The organism is Halomonas ventosae (assembly GCF_004361885.1).
Lineage (GTDB): Bacteria > Pseudomonadota > Gammaproteobacteria > Pseudomonadales > Halomonadaceae > Halomonas > Halomonas ventosae_C.
In genome coordinates this window covers 1-14,189 of sequence record NZ_SNWH01000021.1, presented here as the reverse complement: position 1 = coordinate 14,189, position 14,189 = coordinate 1, and the positions used below count along the sequence as shown (strand labels likewise).

Here is a 14,189-nt window from a genome sequence, read left to right as displayed (position 1 = left end):
CACCATCCAACGCTAAGGGAGGCCACTGATGGCCACACCCCATATCGACGCCGAGCACGGTGACTTCGCCGATACCGTGCTGATGCCCGGCGACCCGCTGCGCGCCACCTATATCGCCGAGACCTTCCTCGACGAGGTTCGGCAGGTAAACACCGTGCGTAACATGGCCGGCTACACCGGGCGCTATCAGGGCCGGCCAATCTCGGTGATGGGCCATGGCATGGGCATCCCCTCGGTCTCCATCTACGCCAAGGAGCTGATCACCGAGTACGCCGTCAGGACACTGATCCGCGTCGGTTCATGCGGCGCAGTGCGCGACGACGTGGCGGTACGCGACGTGGTGATCGGCCTCGGTGCCTGCACCGACTCCGGGGTCAACCGCACGCGCTTCGCCGGCATGGACTTCGCCGCCATCGCCGACTTCACACTTACCCGTTACGCGGTGGGCGCCGCGGCGTCGCTGGGGGTGCCGGTGAAGGTCGGCAACCTGTTCTCGGCGGATCTCTTCTACGACCCGCGCCCGGAGACCGCCGAGCTGCTCAGGCGCTACCGCATCGTCGGCGTGGAGATGGAGGCTGCCGGCCTCTTTGGGGTGGCCGCCGAGTTCGGTGCTCGCGCGGCCACCATCTGCACCGTCTCGGACCATATCCTCAGGGGCGACTCCCTGCACAGCACCGCGCGAGAGCGTAGCTTCGACGACATGATGCGAATCGCGCTGGATGCCGTGCTGCGCGATGATGCCGCAAAGGGAGCAACGCCATGAACAATTCCAGCGATCCCGCCATCGTCACCGCGCTGCTGGCGGTGCGCGACCGCGCCTATGCCCCCTACTCGCAGCATCCGGTGGGCGCGCTGGTGGTCAGCGAAAGCGGCACTCGCTATGTCGGCGCCAACGTCGAGGTGGCCCACTACAAGGGCATCTGCGCCGAGGCCTCGGCGATCGCCGCCATGGCCAGCGCCGGCGAACGCCAACTGCACGAGGTCTGGGTAATCGGCCCCGGCCTGCACCTCTGCACGCCCTGCGGCGACTGCCGCCAGCGCATCCGCGAGTTCGCCACCGCCGAGACCCGCATCCGCGTGGTGGACGGCGAGGGCCGGCTGCTCAAGGAGTACGACATGCAGGCACTGCTGCCGGACGCCTTCGGGCCCGAAAATCTCAGCCCCCAGGCCCTGCACGACGAGTAGCGACCGCCATAGACATTAAAGCGTCATGTATGGCCGGGCCTCGCCACCGCTGAACTGATAGACGTTCCACGCCTGCTGCTTGGGACCAGGCATGCCGGGCGTACCGATGGGCATGCCGGCCAGGCCGATGCCATCGATGGCCGGCCGTTCTTCGAACAGCCTCTCCACCGCTGCCAGCGGCACATGTCCCTCGATCACATACTCACCCATCTCGATGGTGTGGCAGGCGCCCAGGCCATAAGGCAGGTCGGCATGCTCCTTGACTTGCACGACCGGCACGTCGTCGACGATGGTGACCGCGACACCGAGATCTTCGAGTCGGCTGGCGTATCCATCACAGCAACCGCATTGGGGATTCTTGTAGAGAGTCGCCTCATCGGGCAGGGCGGCGTGGGCGGTGGTGGCGCCGGCCAGCAGGGCGGCGGAGAAGACGAGGGTGGGGACGAAGCGGTTCATGAGCGATCCTTCTGGGGACGACGGAACGTGAAGACATATTTGTCCAGGGCGACGATGCCGAGGCCCAGCATCAGCAACGCCAGCAGGCGTGCGCCTTGAGTACGGTGCAACGGTGTGACCGGTACGGTCATGGTGATTTCCTGGTTATTCATCCGTCACGATGTGCCAATACTGCGATTGACCACCTTGACCCAGCGCAATATGGAGCGAGATGGCTGAGCGATGCCCGCCAGGCGGCGGGCATCGAGTATCACTGGGGGTTGTTGCCGGAGGAAGAGTCCTGCTTCAGCTGCTCGCGCTGTTTGTCGGACAGCAGGTCCTGCATCCGATTACGCATACGGACATTATCCGCCATCATCTCGCCATGAAGGGAAGCCATCTGGCCATGGAGAGCCTGGACCTCATCCGGATCCGGACGCTCTCCCTGCATCAGCAGCATCATATCGTCACGCAGGTTCATCATCTCGCCCATGCGTTTGAATTGTGCGGAACGGTGCTCCTTGCGCATCCCGCGCAGGGAACTCAGCTGCTCCTCGTTGAGCATTCCGGCCATGCCGCCCTGACCGCCCATCATCATGCTGGGTCCCATTTCGCCCTGGCCGCCCATCATCATGCTGGGTCCCATGCCGCCCTGGCCGCCCGTCATCATACCGGGTCCCATGCCGCCCTGGCCGCCCATCATCATGCCGGGTCCCATGCCGCCCTGGCCGCCCATCATCATGCCGGGTCCCATGCCGCCCTGGCCGCCCATCATCATGCCGGGTCCCATGCCGCCCTGAACGCCCATCATGTCGCCTTGTGGCATGTTCTGGCCCTGTTGCATCCCATGCGCGGAGGCGGCACCGCTGGCGGCGACGCCCATGCTGGCGGCCAGAGCGATGGCGAGAAGCTGCTTGTGCTTGATCATGGTCTGTACTCTCTTCTTTCTGATGGTAGAGAATTCGCCTTACCCAGCCCGGAAAGGCTGTTTTGGCTTCAGTTATGAGCTTACAACCTATGGGTGGGCCCAATGTCAAGGCGTGATATGGATTGACACTATTTTTTGCTTTGTTCAGCTTGTCTTCGAGTCAAGCTCAAGTCTTGTGTATGAAGGATAGGTGTAGAGTCCCGGTTCAAGAAACAGTGGGAGGGCGAGCATGCTGACTGGCAGCAGCGCGAGCTGTCCAACCAGCGCTATGTCTACTTAGGTCGCGTCAGTGCTGGACGTCATCAAGATAGGGGGCATCCTCCTACTCGGCGGGGTAGGCGTGGTGGTGGCCGGCTGCTCAAGGAGTACAACATGCAGGCGTTGCTGCCCGCCCCTTCGGGGCCGAGAACCTGAGCCCAGAGGCCCTGTGCGATGAGCAGCAGCCGCTATGCTATCGTTACTTACTCTGGAAACTTCGGAGCCTGCCCATGTCTCGCACCATCAACATTCCCGCCGCTGACGGCATCATCGATGCCCATATCGTCACGCCCGATAACGCCACCGGTGCGCTGCCGGCCGTGGTGCTGTTCACCGATATCGGGGGACTGCGCCCCTGTTATCACGAGAAGACCCAGCGGATCGCCGACCACGGCTACGCGGTGCTGATGCCCAACCTCTACTATCGCGATGCAGCGGGGACGGTAGTGCCGGAGGGCAAGTCCTTTCGCGACCCTGACGTGCGACCGACTCTGGTCGAGTATGGCGCTCGCCTGACACCCGAGGCACAGTCACGAGATTTCGCCGCCCTGCTGAGCTGCCTCGATAGCGAAGCCGAGTTCAGACACGGCAAGCTGGGTGTGGTCGGCTACTGCATGACCGGTGCCTTCGCGCTGCGCATGGCAGCGCAGCATCCCGGTCGTGTGGCCGCCACAGCCGGCTTTCACTCGGCTCGCCTGGCAGAGGCCGACGACCCCGATAGCCCTGTGCATGTAGTCGACACCATCAAGGCGCGAGTCTATTTCGGCCATGCCGACCAGGATGCCCTGCTGCCGCCCGAGCAGATTGCCCGCATGGACGAGGCGCTGGCCCGGGCCGGCATGCACTTCACTACCGAGCTCTACAAGGGCGCGGCCCACGGCTTCACCGCCAAGGACGCTCCTTCCTACGACGCGGCCGCCGATGCCCTACACCACAAGCGACTCGCTATGCTGCTGGAGGAGACGCTGTAGCGCGACCCTGAAGCCTATGAACACACGGACAGCCACGAGCTGAACACCCGATTAGCGGCCAACCCCCTGGCTCGAGCGGGGGCTTTCCTGTCTACGTACAACCACTGGAACAGCCTCCGGAAACCTCACCAAGAAGCCCCATGACAACACCGTTAACAGTGGCCACATCAGTGTCACGGGCTCAACGCTTGAGTTGACGCCGCCACTCGTCGAACTCACTGGCGACGATACGCTCGCCGGTGAGGCCGTCGCTGGCATCCGAGGCCAGGAACACGATGGGCTCGGCCATCACGTCGGGGCTGAGCAGATCGAATTGCGCCTTGATCGCCTCCTTGTGCTGCTCGGGGATCATGCCGGTCTCGGTGGCCCCGCCCGGCAACAGCATGTTGACGTCGACATTCGCCTCGCGGAGATCCTCGGCCATGATTAGTGAGAGCGACTCGGCGCCGGCCCGCGACGGGCCATAGGGCACGAAGCCCTTGCGACGCATGGTGGCGTGATTCATGGTGATATTGACGATCTTGCCTCTGCGCTGCTCCAGGAACAGCGGCATGAATCCCTTGGCGACCAGGAAATAGCCGGTCAGGTTGGTGTCGATGAGGTCACGAAAGGCGGCCGCGGAGACCTGGTAGAATGGCTGAGGATCGGTGAGGAAGTCGGGATTGACCGTGCGCATGCCGATACCGGCATTGTTGACCAGCAGATCCAGCCCGCCCCAGCGCTGCCGCACCTCGTCCACCGCGGTGGCGATGGAGTGTTCGTCACGCACGTCCATCACCTGCGCATGGACATCAAGCCCGCGTTGCGCGAGAGACGCTACGACAGTATCGAGCTTGTCGGCCGAGCGTGCCGTGAGCACGACTGTTGCGCCCGCCTCCGCCAGCGCCTCGGCCATGGCCAGGCCGAGGCCACTCGAGGCCCCGGTGACCAGGGCGCGCTTGTCTTGCAGCATCTGTTCGGTCATTGCATAACTCCTTTCCTTCGTTAACGTCGGCCGCAATATGTCTAACGTGTACGACGTAGCTATAGTGAGTTGCATCGTCAAGACAGCAGTCACCCGCCATGGGTGCAGCGACACGCCAGCTCCCGCCACCTTGAGTAGCCCATGGGAGAGCTTGGGATAAAGGCTCTCGCGGCGCTCGACCATGAGCGGGTCGCAGCTAGGCCGGATCCGGCGAACTGCCCCGGGGACTGGTCTCGCCGGCGGGGTCGGCGACCCCGGCCTCGCCGGGCTGCCGACCGCTGGCATCGCGCGTTTCGGCGTCCTCGCCGGTGCCATCCAGGCGGCCGCCGCCCTGCCCTTCCATGCTGACGCTGAGCCGCGGCACGCCGAGATCGATGGACTGCGACTCCATGCGTTGCTTGAGCAGCAGGTTGAAGGCCCGCGACACGTCCCACTGCATTTCCGGGGCGGTGCGAAAACGCATGCGCAGGATGGCGCAGCCGTCCTCGAAGCTGTCGACGCCCTGCATCTCCAGCGGCGACCAGATGTAGTGGCGCATCATCGGGTCCTGGCGCAGCGCCTGGGCGGTCTCCTGTATCAGCGTGGTAGCGTCGTCGATCTTCATGTCGAAGGGCACACGAATCCGCATCAAGGCGATGCCGAACTGGCGCGACATGTTGTGAATGGATTCTATGCGACTGAAGGTGATGATATGCACGATGCCGTCCAGGTCGCGCAGGCGCACGGTACGCAGGGTCAGCCCCTCGACGGTGCCCATGTGGCCGTTGATCTTGACGAAGTCATCCACCGCCAGCGAATCCTCGATGAGGATGAAGATGCCGGTGATCAGGTCTTGCACCAGGGTCTGGGCCCCGAAGCCGACGGCCAGGCCGATCACCCCGGCACCGGCCAGCAGCGGCGTGACGTTCACCCCCAGGTTGGCCAGGCCGACGATGGCGGCAACGATCACGATGGTGGCGAAGATGATATTGCGGATCATCGGCGTGATGGTCTGCGCCCGGGCCAGGTTGACCCGACGCCCGCGAGCCCGCGCCGGGCTGGTCAGGGCGCGCTGGATGGCGGTGTCGGCGAAGATCCAGATCAGCCAGGCCAGCAGCACCGTGAAGCCGATGGCCAGCAGGGCCTGGCCGATACGCACGCTGGCCACCCCCTGCTGGCCGATGCCGATCAGCGAGGCCCCCCAGACCTGCAGCGAAAGCTCGGCGAAGGCGATCCAGGCCAGTACATGAGCCAGGGTATAACCGAAGCGTTCCAGGCGCCGGCGATAGTCGCTGAGCCGCCGACGCTTGGCGCGACGCTCGCCATGCCGGCGGATCAGGCCGGTAACCACCAGTGTCAGCACCAGCAGAGAGGCCGAGACGATAGAGCGGGCCAGCGCCGTGCCCACGTCGCCCACGGTAACGAAGATCGCCAGCAGCGAGCCTCCCACCAGCAGCAGCGCCGGCACGTGCCACAGGCCGCCGACCAGCCGAACTACCTCCGAGGCGCTGCCCCTGTCACGCCGCAGGGTATAGGGGCGATTGCGAATCAGGTGCTTGATGGGGCGCTTGAAGCGCAGAATGAAGCGCCCACTGATCATTGCCGCCAGCACGTTGGCCAGCACCGACATCAGGCTTGCCAGGTCGTTGCCGATGAGTTCCGAGAGGCGCGCGGAGTTGAAGGCATCGCCCAGTGCAATCAAGGCGCCGATGATAAACAGCGGTCTAAGGCTCTGCTGATGCAAAATCTGCACGGCGATGAAACGATGGCCGTTGGTAAAGACTGAGATCACGATCTCCACCACCACCGATAGAGTACGACCACATAATGCCACATAAGCGATCACCAGGGCCGCGATGCGCCCGGCGCTCTGCGGCACCAGCTGGGCGATACCCAGCATCAGCAGGAAGGCCAGCGCCCAGGGCAGCATGCGACGCAGGAAATGTACCACCAGCAGCCAGGCCCTGGGCTCGCGGGGCAGATCCAGGGGCCAGCCACGCCGCTTGGCCAGCCACCGCCCAAGGGCGATCAGGATCACCAGCAGCCCAGCCCAGATCACCAGCAGCACGGTCAGCTCGATGACGAAGCGCAGCAACTCGGAATTGCCAGTCTGCACCGTCAGCGCCACCAGGTCGGACCAACCCTGCTTTAGTTGGCGTCGCCACTCGTCCATTGGTGACTGACCGGAATCGGCCTGTTCGCCGAGATCATTGATAGTATCGGCCAGGGCGCCGAGCAGGCCCTGAGGACGCGTGATGCCGGTCTCCGCGGCGAGCGGATCATGGGCCTTCTTCAGCTGGCGCAGGCTCTCCAGCAAAGCCTCTCGCTGCTTGGCATCTTCAAGAGTGCTGATCACCTCGTCCAGCGAGGCCTGGAAGGCCTGGGGATCATGGCTGGCTGGCGTGTTTCCGTTACCTGGTGTCAGCTCGGACAATAGCGAGGACTGCGCCGATGCCATAGAGCACAGCAGCAGCATCACCAACGGCAGCCAGCGAAGAAGGCCGTGCTGGGCTCTGCGCTTGCGGTACGCTTCAGGCACTCTCTCGACTCCCTAACATCTCCTCTCCCGAGTATCTGGTTATGCTATGGGCTGGCTGGCGAGGGGGAAAGTAGCACGTGGCCAGGCCGACTCCATGATTACCGCGGCAGTATGGTAGGCTGCCGACAACATGCCCTACAGGATGCCGTCATGACGCCGCAACCGCCACCCGAACCCTGCAATACCGACGGCGAGTCGCGTCGCGTCGGCGTCGAAATTGAGTTCGCCGGCCTCCCGCCGCGTCAGACGGCCGAGTTAGTGTGCCGGCTGTTCGGTGGTGAAATCGAAGGAGATAGTCCTCATCGCCTGAAGGTCACCGGCAGCCGCTGGGGCAACTTCGGCATCGAACTCGACACCCAGTATGCCCACCCGGACCAGGCCTTGGTAGAGGCCGAGGCCGCCGGCGACAGTGAATGGGCGCGCATGCGCCTGGACTTCCACGCCCGCACCCGAGAGCTGATCGGTGACGTGGTCACCGGCCTGGTACCCACCGAGATCGTCTGCCCGCCGGTGCCCTGGCACGAACTGGACGACCTCGACGTTCTCATCGAGGGGCTGCGCCTGCATGGAGCCAAGGGCACCGAGGCAAGCCTGCTCTACGGCTTTGGCCTGCACCTCAACCCTGAGGTAGCACACTTCGAGGTCGAAAGCCTGCTGGCCTACCTGCGCGCCTACCTGCTGAGCGCCGCCTGGCTGCGCGAACAGATCCACGTGGACATCACCCGCGAGGTGCTGCCACATGCCAACCCCTTTCCCCGGGCCTACGCCCTGAGGGTGCTCGACCCGGACTATGATCCGAACCTCGACACCCTGATCGACGACTACCTAGCCGACAACCCGACCCGCAATCGCGAGCTGGATCTCTTCCCGTTGTTCGCCTATCTACGCCCCGACCATACCCATGCGCTGCTGAGCAACAAGCTGGTCAAGGCACGCCCGACCTTCCATTACCGCCTGCCTAATGCCCAGCTCTCGGAACCCGGCTGGGGGGCAGTCACGGAGTGGAACCGCTGGCTGGAGGTCGAACGACTGGCCACTACCCCGGAGACCCTGGCCGAGCGCAGCGCGCAGTTTCTCGCCCGCCACCGTCCATCCGCACCGCGCCGCTGGCTGACCCGCCTGCGCCGCTGGGTATCTCGCCAATGAGCGGCAACAAACGCCCCTTGATCGGCATCACCACCTCCGATGCCAAAAGCCGGATCGCCTGGTGGTTCGACTGGTTTGCCGTTTGGCGCCATGGTGGCCGACCGCGGCGGCTATCGCCCTCACGTCCTTTCCCGGAGACGCTCGATGGCCTGATTATCGGCGGCGGCGACGACATCCAGGCCCACCTCTACGATGCCGAGGTACAGCTGGATGTGCGCGTCGACCCACAGCGCGATGAGCTCGAGCTCGAGCTGCTAAAACACTTCATTCCGCTGGGCAAGCCGGTGCTGGGTATCTGCCGCGGCGCCCAGCTGATCAATATCTACCAGGGCGGCACCCTGGACCCAGACATCTACACCACCCATGAAGGGCTCAAGCGGCGACGCACCGTGCTGCCCCGCAAGACCGTGGACATCGTTGCCGACAGCCAGTTGCATCGCATCCTCAAAGTAAGCTGGTGTCGTATCAACAGCCTGCACCACCAGGCTGTGCAACGCACCGGGACAGGCATCGAGATCGTCGCCCGGGATCGCCATGGCCTGGTGCAGGGCATCGCATCCCGCGATCATGAGTTCCTGATCGGCGTGCAGTGGCATCCCGAGTGGCTGATCTTCAACCGCCCCCAGCAACGGCTAATCCGCGCCCTGGTGGCTGCTGCCCAGCGCAGCATGCCTACGCCGTAGCCCGGCCCAGAGCAGGCAGCTACTCCCTTCTCCAACAAGACGCCGGAGCCACCTTGCGGCGGCACCGGCGCTATTCAGCATGCTTTAGCCCATGCGACCGGCGCCAAGTTCAGTTTTCCAGCTTGGCATCCAGGGTGATCTCGGCATTGAACAGCTTGGAGACCGGACACCCCGCCTTGGCTTTGTCGGCCGCCGCCTTGAAGGTCGCTTCGTCGGTATCGGGAATCTTCGCCACGGTGCTCAGATGCACCTTGGTAATCGCGAATCCGCCCTCAACCTGATCCAGCGTTACCTTGGCCTCGGTGTCGATACGCTCGGCCGTCAGGCCGTCCTCGCCCAGGATCATGGAGAGTGCCATGGAGTAGCAGCTGGCATGAGCGGCGCCGATCAGCTCCTCAGGGTTGGACCCCGCCTCACCCTCGAAGCGCTTGGCGAAGCTGTAGGGAATATCCTGGATCACGCCGCTCTGGGTGGATACCGTCCCCTTGCCATCCTTGAGGCCTCCCTGCCAGACGGCGCTGCCGGATTTGTGGATGCTCATGTCGTCTCCTTCTCGTTGAGGAATGAACCATTACCGCTACACCCTATACCATGGAGCTATCCGAGCCCCGACACAAGGTCGATTGTATCGGTGAGGGCCAGCGCCCAGATTCAATGAAAACTATGTCAGGAAGGCTGACGACAGGAGACTCCCATGCCGGCTTCCCCCAGCATGCATTCCGGCGCCGAGCCGTAAGCCGCCACTGGATATTGTCTAGGCTCGGCGCTGCCACCTAGCCGCGTAACCTGGCCAGGGCAGCGAAGAGGGACGGGTGGCCCAGCGCACGCATCGCCGCGATATTGCCCTCGGGAATGCCTGCCGGGTCCGGGTGGTAGGCCAGGGCCCGCTCCACGCTTGCCTCGCGCAGCAGATGCCACATCGGGAAGGGCGAACGGTTGGTAAAATTGGCAGGATCGTCCGGCTGGGTATCAGCGAAGACATAGTCGGGGTGGAAGCTCGCCAGCTGGTAGGTGCCTTCATAGCCTTGCTCGGCCAGCAGCGCCTCGGCGACCTCCAGCAGATCCAGGTAGTCGTCGAAGTCGTCGAGCCCCTCGCTGAGCACCAGCAGGGTGGTCTCCACCTCGGACGTCTCATCCAGGTGGCGGCAGGCATCGAACAGCGCCAGCAATGCCGCCTCACGATCTCGGGCCGGCACCGCCAGGTAGCGGATGCGCTCGCGAGCCACCTCGCGACCGGCAAAGGGGCAGACGTCGCGGGCAACCACGAAGCTCTCCACCCAGGCACGGGTGGCGACAAGTGGATCGGAAAATGCAGTCATGGTCGCCTCGGTCAAAAGGAAGTGAGCGAATGAAAGAAACAAAACCCGGCATGGCCATATAGCCAGGCGGCCAGCTCCTACTCGCCCCGCCGCGAGGCCAGGCGATCAGCCAGCCGGGTCGGCTCTGGCAGCTTGGTACGCCCCAGGCAGGCCGTGACCCACTCGAGCGCCGTGGGCAACGACACCCGGTGCCCAGGCGAGACGAAAATCGGTTTCACCTTCACCCGCGAGCGTAGCACCGCGCCGATCACTTCGTCCTGCGGACCATCCACCAGCGGCGTCCAGTTGCCCCGCGCCGGCCCGGGCTCGCCGTGGCGGCCACACAGCCGCGACTTGGCCACACCGATGGTGGGCAGGTCGAGCCAAAGCCCCAGGTGGCTGGCCACACCGATGCGCCGCGGATGGGCGATGCCCTGGCCGTCCACCATCACCAGTTGCGGCGTCACCGTTAGTTGGTCGAAGGCCGCCAGTGCCGCCGGCACCTCGCGAAACGACAGCAGCCCCGGCACATAGGGCATGCGCGTCGGCTCGCGATGCACCACCTGCTCCACTATCTCCAGCTCCAGGGTGGCCGGCTCGAACTCGCCTGACGCACCCGGCGGCCAGGCCAGCACCACCACCGCCGCCCGGGTGATCGCACCATTCTGCTCGAAGCCGATATCCACGCCGGCGAGATGGCGAACCGGATCCAGGCGATCGGTCCGCTCCACGCACCCGGCCAGGCGCTTCTGCAGGGCGATGGCATCAACAGGGGCGAGGTTCCAGTCGTGAAGACGTACCGTCGGCATGGGGACTCCTGAACAGCTGCATTCCGGCGTCGATCCCGGTGGGGGTCGATAGGCAACGCCATCAGCCGAGCGAAGTTGGTCAGCGCTTGAGCGATTCTCAGTAAACGTCTGTCAGTGGCGCCAGCGCCACCACATCTTCTCGCAGCGAGTGCTTCTGCTTCTCGAGGGCGCCGCGCCAGGCAGCACACTCCTGCACCCGCCTGGGAGCGTTGCGAGAACTTGCACTGAAGGCCTCGATCCAGGCCTGTCGCGTACACAAGTCCTGAATGTCGCCGAGCAGACTCTGACGGCGCTTCAATTTCGACAGGAAAGTACGGTGGCGTTTCGGGTCCAGCTCGGCCAGATAGCGGATACGTTTGACGACCTTGCGCAGCTCGTGGAAAGCTGCGTCAGGGGAGTCGCTGGAGAGGGCTGCCAGGTCGCTATCATGACGGGCGATGCGCTCGGCCAGTACCGCCTCGATGCGCTCCGACGAAAGCTTGCGCAGGATCTTGCGAAAGTTCCCGGAGGAGATAAAGTCCCGCCAGGCCTGCATCTCCTCGGCATAGTCGGGGGTGACCAGCTGTTGGCAAAGCGCAGCATGCTCCTCGTCTCGGCGGTTCAGCAACCAACGCTCGAGGGCCTGACAGGAATATGATGTCAGCGGCGGCGGGGCCTCGCTCAGGCTTTCCAGAAAGACATCCAGGTCACGCAGGTCACTGGTGGCCTGGGCGCGGTGCTTGAGGTGTTTCAAGCGCTTCTTCAAGCCGGGCACCTTGATGGCAGCCCACACGGACTGGCCGATCGCACGACTGCGGCGCAGGTTGACCCGATACTGGTGCAGGAATTCGGGGTCGATACCGGCCGCCACCCCCGGCTCCAGGACCCTGACCATCAGATACTGGTGCTCCAGCTGACCGCGAATGCGCTTGGCCAGGCTGGCCTTGTGCAGGGACGGTTTCGCAGGGGCCTTGCGCTTGAAGAGTGCATGACTGGCCTGCTCCGGTGTCAGGCAGTTCACGTTCTCCGCAGCATGGTGTTCCAGCGACTGCCAAGGCGTATCCGGCAATGAAAGGTGCAACAGGCTGCCGGTGGTGAGCTCGCTGGGAGCCTCCGCGCAGAGCCAACGGGCCAACTCCAGCAGCGCCGGGTTGTGGCCGATCACCAGCACTCTCTCAACCTCGTCTGGCAGGGCTTTCAACCACGCCAGCAGCGCCTGGGCATCGAAAGTGTAGAGGGCCTCATCAAAGCACGCCCGTTCGACCAGGGAGGGTTCAGAAAGCTGCTTGGCGATCTCGTCAAGGGTCTCCCGCGTACGCGCCGCATCACTGACGTGGATCTCGCCCTCCAGCGCCTGCCAGCGCTGTAGCGCGTGTGCCATGGCGGCCGCTTGCCGCCTGCCCCGCTTGCGTAATGGCCGCTGATGATCGGCCATGCCACCTTGCGCCCGTTTGGCCTTGGCATGGCGCATCAAGTAGAGTTCCAGCATCTTAAGCTCCCAGACGCAAACCGATTCAAAGGAGTGATCCAACGGGTCAACTCGACCCACAGGAAAAACCTATACCACTCGATGCATAAACAGCCAATGGTTTATATTGATGCGGCATGAATAGGCCCCTGCAAGATCACCAATAAGCTTCTCAAACGCAGACGGCTTGCGGTATGGATCATTCGCTATCAGCGCTAACAGTTCCTGAGCTTTTGGTTTGAGGCCGCTGGAGGTTAACTTCTTTGCATCTTTCTGGACTTGCTTGATGTAAACCAACTTCCATGTCACCAGTCCAGCTCCTCATCGCATTTACCCACCGTGATTTCCATACCCTCACGAACAGACTCCCGCATACGGGGTATAGAGAGCAGATAACGTGTTTCCTGGATTGCGAACCAATCTTCCTCGAAACCAGGACGGCTTTTTTCCGCTTGCCCATTATGACGATAGGTTGATGGGATTCGGCGGTCTCGTCAATTAACCGATAAAGGTTGCTGCGTGCCTCAGTTGCTGTGATTCCGGTCATGACGCACCTCTTGCATGTTCAATTCCCACTAAGCGTACGCCTATAGGTACGTACGTCAAGGCGAACGCTTTGCATAACGCAGAAGGCAGCGGCGCGCATTAGCGCGTCCGCTGGCCTGACTTGTTAGCAGAGATGTCCTTGAGGCCGCCGGAAACATACTTGTGCAGGACACTAGAAACGAGGGACTGGTAAGGAAGCCCCTCTTCCAACGCCCGACGTTGAAGTGCCTCCAGGTCGCGACTGGAGATGCGTATATTTATCCGCTTATCTTTCTTAAACGTTTCTTCCGCTGCCTTCGTCAGGTACTCTCGACGATCGGCATCCAGATCTGACTCGAACTCCCCGGATTCGTATGCCTCCAGCAGCTCTTGCTCTTCGGGATCCAATTTGGTCTTGGCCATGCTACCCCCCTAGAAATGTCTTGGTGGCCTTGCGACTGGGGATGACCGTTTTGAGAAAGATCTCTCTATCATTCTCGACGTACGGCACCAGCCAGGCGTAATCGTCAATCCGAACCACAAGCAGGCGTTGATTCGGATACTTGTCCCTGTTGGGGTGAGGTCCATCATCAAGTAAACCACCAGACTGAAGAGCAAACAGGACATCTTCGAAGGAAACTCCGCGCTCGCTCATCAACTGCTGGTTCTTTTCAGCATTCCAGTTAATTTGCTTCATGGGACGAGTCTAGCAGACTGTGTCCTGAATCCGTGAGCCCGGTACCTAAAAACACTTCTAACCCACTGACCTGCATGGCAATATAGCTCAACCAGCCCTTCACCCGTAGCCTACCATGCCCAACGTCAAATTCCGCGCCAGTGGTCGCACCCTCACCAGCCATGCCGGCCTCTCGATCATCGGCCAGTGCATCGAGCTTGCCGGCGTCGACAGCCTCGACGGTCGTTTCCCCCCCACTGTCAAGCTAGTTGGAGCCTCAGCGGCTGTTAGACTCTGAACCCTGTGGGGCGTGACGAGGTTCCGATGAAGTACTCCGACGAGCGCC

General features: G+C 63.0%; 19 protein-coding genes. 6 read left to right on the top strand and 13 right to left on the bottom strand.

Annotated elements, in window-relative coordinates; translation table 11 throughout:
• Positions 1 to 28: 28 nt before the first annotated feature.
• Together deoD and cdd are read left to right on the top strand one after the other, a co-directional pair.
• Complete coding sequence (gene deoD, locus DFO68_RS12815) at positions 29 to 763, top strand: purine-nucleoside phosphorylase (protein ID WP_133484034.1); 735 nt, start codon at positions 29 to 31, stop codon at positions 761 to 763.
• Positions 760 to 1,185, top strand: coding sequence for a cytidine deaminase (gene cdd, locus DFO68_RS12810; protein ID WP_133484033.1), 426 nt, complete (start codon positions 760 to 762; stop codon positions 1,183 to 1,185). Before deoD ends, cdd begins: the two co-directional genes overlap by 4 nt.
• Before the next feature lie 15 nt (positions 1,186 to 1,200).
• Here the strand turns inward: cdd and DFO68_RS12805 are convergent, their stop codons facing one another.
• The 3 genes from DFO68_RS12805 to DFO68_RS12800 all read right to left on the bottom strand — a co-directional run bounded on the left by DFO68_RS12805 (position 1,201) and on the right by DFO68_RS12800 (position 2,548).
• Positions 1,201 to 1,641: a DUF411 domain-containing protein gene (locus tag DFO68_RS12805; protein WP_133484032.1), complete on the bottom strand. Its 441-nt coding sequence runs from the start codon at positions 1,639 to 1,641 to the stop codon at positions 1,201 to 1,203.
• On the bottom strand, positions 1,638 to 1,772 hold the full coding sequence (locus tag DFO68_RS15955; RefSeq protein ID WP_279512838.1) for a hypothetical protein: 135 nt from the start codon (positions 1,770 to 1,772) through the stop codon (positions 1,638 to 1,640). The genes DFO68_RS12805 and DFO68_RS15955 overlap by 4 nt, the downstream gene beginning before the upstream one ends.
• A 119-nt stretch (positions 1,773 to 1,891) precedes the next feature.
• Positions 1,892 to 2,548, bottom strand: a complete 657-nt coding sequence (locus DFO68_RS12800) for a hypothetical protein (protein ID WP_133484031.1) — start codon at positions 2,546 to 2,548, stop codon at positions 1,892 to 1,894.
• Positions 2,549 to 3,036: 488 nt separating this feature from the next.
• Between DFO68_RS12800 and DFO68_RS12795 the strand changes: the two genes are divergently transcribed.
• Complete coding sequence (locus tag DFO68_RS12795) at positions 3,037 to 3,777, top strand: dienelactone hydrolase family protein (protein ID WP_133484030.1); 741 nt, start codon at positions 3,037 to 3,039, stop codon at positions 3,775 to 3,777.
• Between the two features lie 181 nt (positions 3,778 to 3,958).
• Here DFO68_RS12795 and DFO68_RS12790 read toward each other — a convergent pair whose 3' ends face one another.
• Together DFO68_RS12790 and DFO68_RS12785 are read right to left on the bottom strand one after the other, a co-directional pair.
• A complete protein-coding gene (locus DFO68_RS12790) occupies positions 3,959 to 4,741 on the bottom strand; it encodes an SDR family NAD(P)-dependent oxidoreductase (RefSeq protein WP_133484029.1) in 783 nt (260 codons plus the stop codon).
• A gap of 196 nt (positions 4,742 to 4,937) precedes the next feature.
• On the bottom strand, positions 4,938 to 7,196 hold the full coding sequence (locus tag DFO68_RS12785) for a mechanosensitive ion channel domain-containing protein (RefSeq protein WP_133484061.1): 2,259 nt from the start codon (positions 7,194 to 7,196) through the stop codon (positions 4,938 to 4,940).
• Between the two features lie 213 nt (positions 7,197 to 7,409).
• Here DFO68_RS12785 and DFO68_RS12780 point away from each other — a divergent pair, with 213 nt between their 5' ends.
• Positions 7,410 to 8,405 carry an amidoligase family protein gene (locus DFO68_RS12780; protein ID WP_133484028.1) on the top strand — a complete coding sequence of 332 codons (996 nt, stop codon included), beginning with the start codon at positions 7,410 to 7,412 and terminating at the stop codon, positions 8,403 to 8,405.
• Positions 8,402 to 9,088 (top strand): gamma-glutamyl-gamma-aminobutyrate hydrolase family protein, encoded by a 687-nt coding sequence (locus DFO68_RS12775; RefSeq protein WP_133484027.1) that lies wholly within the window; start codon positions 8,402 to 8,404, stop codon positions 9,086 to 9,088. Before DFO68_RS12780 ends, DFO68_RS12775 begins: the two co-directional genes overlap by 4 nt.
• A 109-nt stretch (positions 9,089 to 9,197) precedes the next feature.
• On the opposite strand, the gene DFO68_RS12770 is transcribed toward DFO68_RS12775, so the two are convergent.
• The 8 genes from DFO68_RS12770 to DFO68_RS12735 form a co-directional block, all read right to left on the bottom strand.
• Positions 9,198 to 9,629, bottom strand: a complete 432-nt coding sequence (locus tag DFO68_RS12770) for an OsmC family protein (protein WP_133484026.1) — start codon at positions 9,627 to 9,629, stop codon at positions 9,198 to 9,200.
• 232 nt (positions 9,630 to 9,861) lie between these two features.
• Positions 9,862 to 10,407 carry a DUF1415 domain-containing protein gene (locus tag DFO68_RS12765; RefSeq protein WP_133484025.1) on the bottom strand — a complete coding sequence of 182 codons (546 nt, stop codon included), beginning with the start codon at positions 10,405 to 10,407 and terminating at the stop codon, positions 9,862 to 9,864.
• Between the two features lie 77 nt (positions 10,408 to 10,484).
• On the bottom strand, positions 10,485 to 11,195 hold the full coding sequence (nfi, locus tag DFO68_RS12760) for a deoxyribonuclease V (RefSeq protein ID WP_133484024.1): 711 nt from the start codon (positions 11,193 to 11,195) through the stop codon (positions 10,485 to 10,487).
• Positions 11,196 to 11,292: 97 nt separating this feature from the next.
• Positions 11,293 to 12,663, bottom strand: coding sequence for a CHAD domain-containing protein (locus DFO68_RS12755; protein WP_133484023.1), 1,371 nt, complete (start codon positions 12,661 to 12,663; stop codon positions 11,293 to 11,295).
• 69 nt (positions 12,664 to 12,732) lie between these two features.
• Positions 12,733 to 12,939 (bottom strand): Txe/YoeB family addiction module toxin, encoded by a 207-nt coding sequence (locus DFO68_RS12750; RefSeq protein ID WP_432206847.1) that lies wholly within the window; start codon positions 12,937 to 12,939, stop codon positions 12,733 to 12,735.
• Positions 12,842 to 13,189 (bottom strand): type II toxin-antitoxin system Phd/YefM family antitoxin, encoded by a 348-nt coding sequence (locus DFO68_RS12745; RefSeq protein WP_432206846.1) that lies wholly within the window; start codon positions 13,187 to 13,189, stop codon positions 12,842 to 12,844. Before DFO68_RS12745 ends, DFO68_RS12750 begins: the two co-directional genes overlap by 98 nt.
• Before the next feature lie 98 nt (positions 13,190 to 13,287).
• The gene (locus DFO68_RS12740; protein WP_084342454.1) at positions 13,288 to 13,590 is read right to left on the bottom strand and encodes a CopG family antitoxin; all 303 of its coding nucleotides are present in this window, start codon (positions 13,588 to 13,590) and stop codon (positions 13,288 to 13,290) included.
• A gap of 1 nt (position 13,591) precedes the next feature.
• The gene (locus DFO68_RS12735) at positions 13,592 to 13,864 is read right to left on the bottom strand and encodes a DUF4258 domain-containing protein (RefSeq protein ID WP_133484021.1); all 273 of its coding nucleotides are present in this window, start codon (positions 13,862 to 13,864) and stop codon (positions 13,592 to 13,594) included.
• 115 nt (positions 13,865 to 13,979) lie between these two features.
• Here DFO68_RS12735 and DFO68_RS15540 point away from each other — a divergent pair, with 115 nt between their 5' ends.
• On the top strand, positions 13,980 to 14,141 hold the full coding sequence (locus DFO68_RS15540; RefSeq protein ID WP_166637576.1) for a hypothetical protein: 162 nt from the start codon (positions 13,980 to 13,982) through the stop codon (positions 14,139 to 14,141).
• Positions 14,142 to 14,189: the final 48 nt, after the last annotated feature.

Bases quoted from the DNA above. Each gene is read 5' to 3' on its own strand.
- DFO68_RS12805 (WP_133484032.1), bottom strand. From the start codon at position 1,641: ATGAACCGCTTCGTCCCCACCCTCGTCTTCTCCGCCGCCCTGCTGGCC.
- DFO68_RS12740 (WP_084342454.1), bottom strand. From the start codon at position 13,590: ATGGCCAAGACCAAATTGGATCCCGAAGAGCAAGAGCTGCTGGAGGCA.
- deoD (WP_133484034.1), top strand. From the start codon at position 29: ATGGCCACACCCCATATCGACGCCGAGCACGGTGACTTCGCCGATACC.
- DFO68_RS12775 (WP_133484027.1), top strand. From the start codon at position 8,402: ATGAGCGGCAACAAACGCCCCTTGATCGGCATCACCACCTCCGATGCC.
- DFO68_RS12790 (WP_133484029.1), bottom strand. From the start codon at position 4,741: ATGACCGAACAGATGCTGCAAGACAAGCGCGCCCTGGTCACCGGGGCC.
- DFO68_RS12795 (WP_133484030.1), top strand. From the start codon at position 3,037: ATGTCTCGCACCATCAACATTCCCGCCGCTGACGGCATCATCGATGCC.
- DFO68_RS12745 (WP_432206846.1), bottom strand. From the start codon at position 13,189: ATGACCGGAATCACAGCAACTGAGGCACGCAGCAACCTTTATCGGTTA.
- DFO68_RS12800 (WP_133484031.1), bottom strand. From the start codon at position 2,548: ATGATCAAGCACAAGCAGCTTCTCGCCATCGCTCTGGCCGCCAGCATG.
- DFO68_RS12735 (WP_133484021.1), bottom strand. From the start codon at position 13,864: ATGAAGCAAATTAACTGGAATGCTGAAAAGAACCAGCAGTTGATGAGC.
- DFO68_RS15955 (WP_279512838.1), bottom strand. From the start codon at position 1,772: ATGACCGTACCGGTCACACCGTTGCACCGTACTCAAGGCGCACGCCTG.
- DFO68_RS15540 (WP_166637576.1), top strand. From the start codon at position 13,980: ATGCCCAACGTCAAATTCCGCGCCAGTGGTCGCACCCTCACCAGCCAT.
- DFO68_RS12755 (WP_133484023.1), bottom strand. From the start codon at position 12,663: ATGCTGGAACTCTACTTGATGCGCCATGCCAAGGCCAAACGGGCGCAA.
- nfi (WP_133484024.1), bottom strand. From the start codon at position 11,195: ATGCCGACGGTACGTCTTCACGACTGGAACCTCGCCCCTGTTGATGCC.
- DFO68_RS12770 (WP_133484026.1), bottom strand. From the start codon at position 9,629: ATGAGCATCCACAAATCCGGCAGCGCCGTCTGGCAGGGAGGCCTCAAG.
- DFO68_RS12780 (WP_133484028.1), top strand. From the start codon at position 7,410: ATGACGCCGCAACCGCCACCCGAACCCTGCAATACCGACGGCGAGTCG.
- DFO68_RS12765 (WP_133484025.1), bottom strand. From the start codon at position 10,407: ATGACTGCATTTTCCGATCCACTTGTCGCCACCCGTGCCTGGGTGGAG.
- cdd (WP_133484033.1), top strand. From the start codon at position 760: ATGAACAATTCCAGCGATCCCGCCATCGTCACCGCGCTGCTGGCGGTG.
- DFO68_RS12785 (WP_133484061.1), bottom strand. From the start codon at position 7,196: ATGCTGCTGCTGTGCTCTATGGCATCGGCGCAGTCCTCGCTATTGTCC.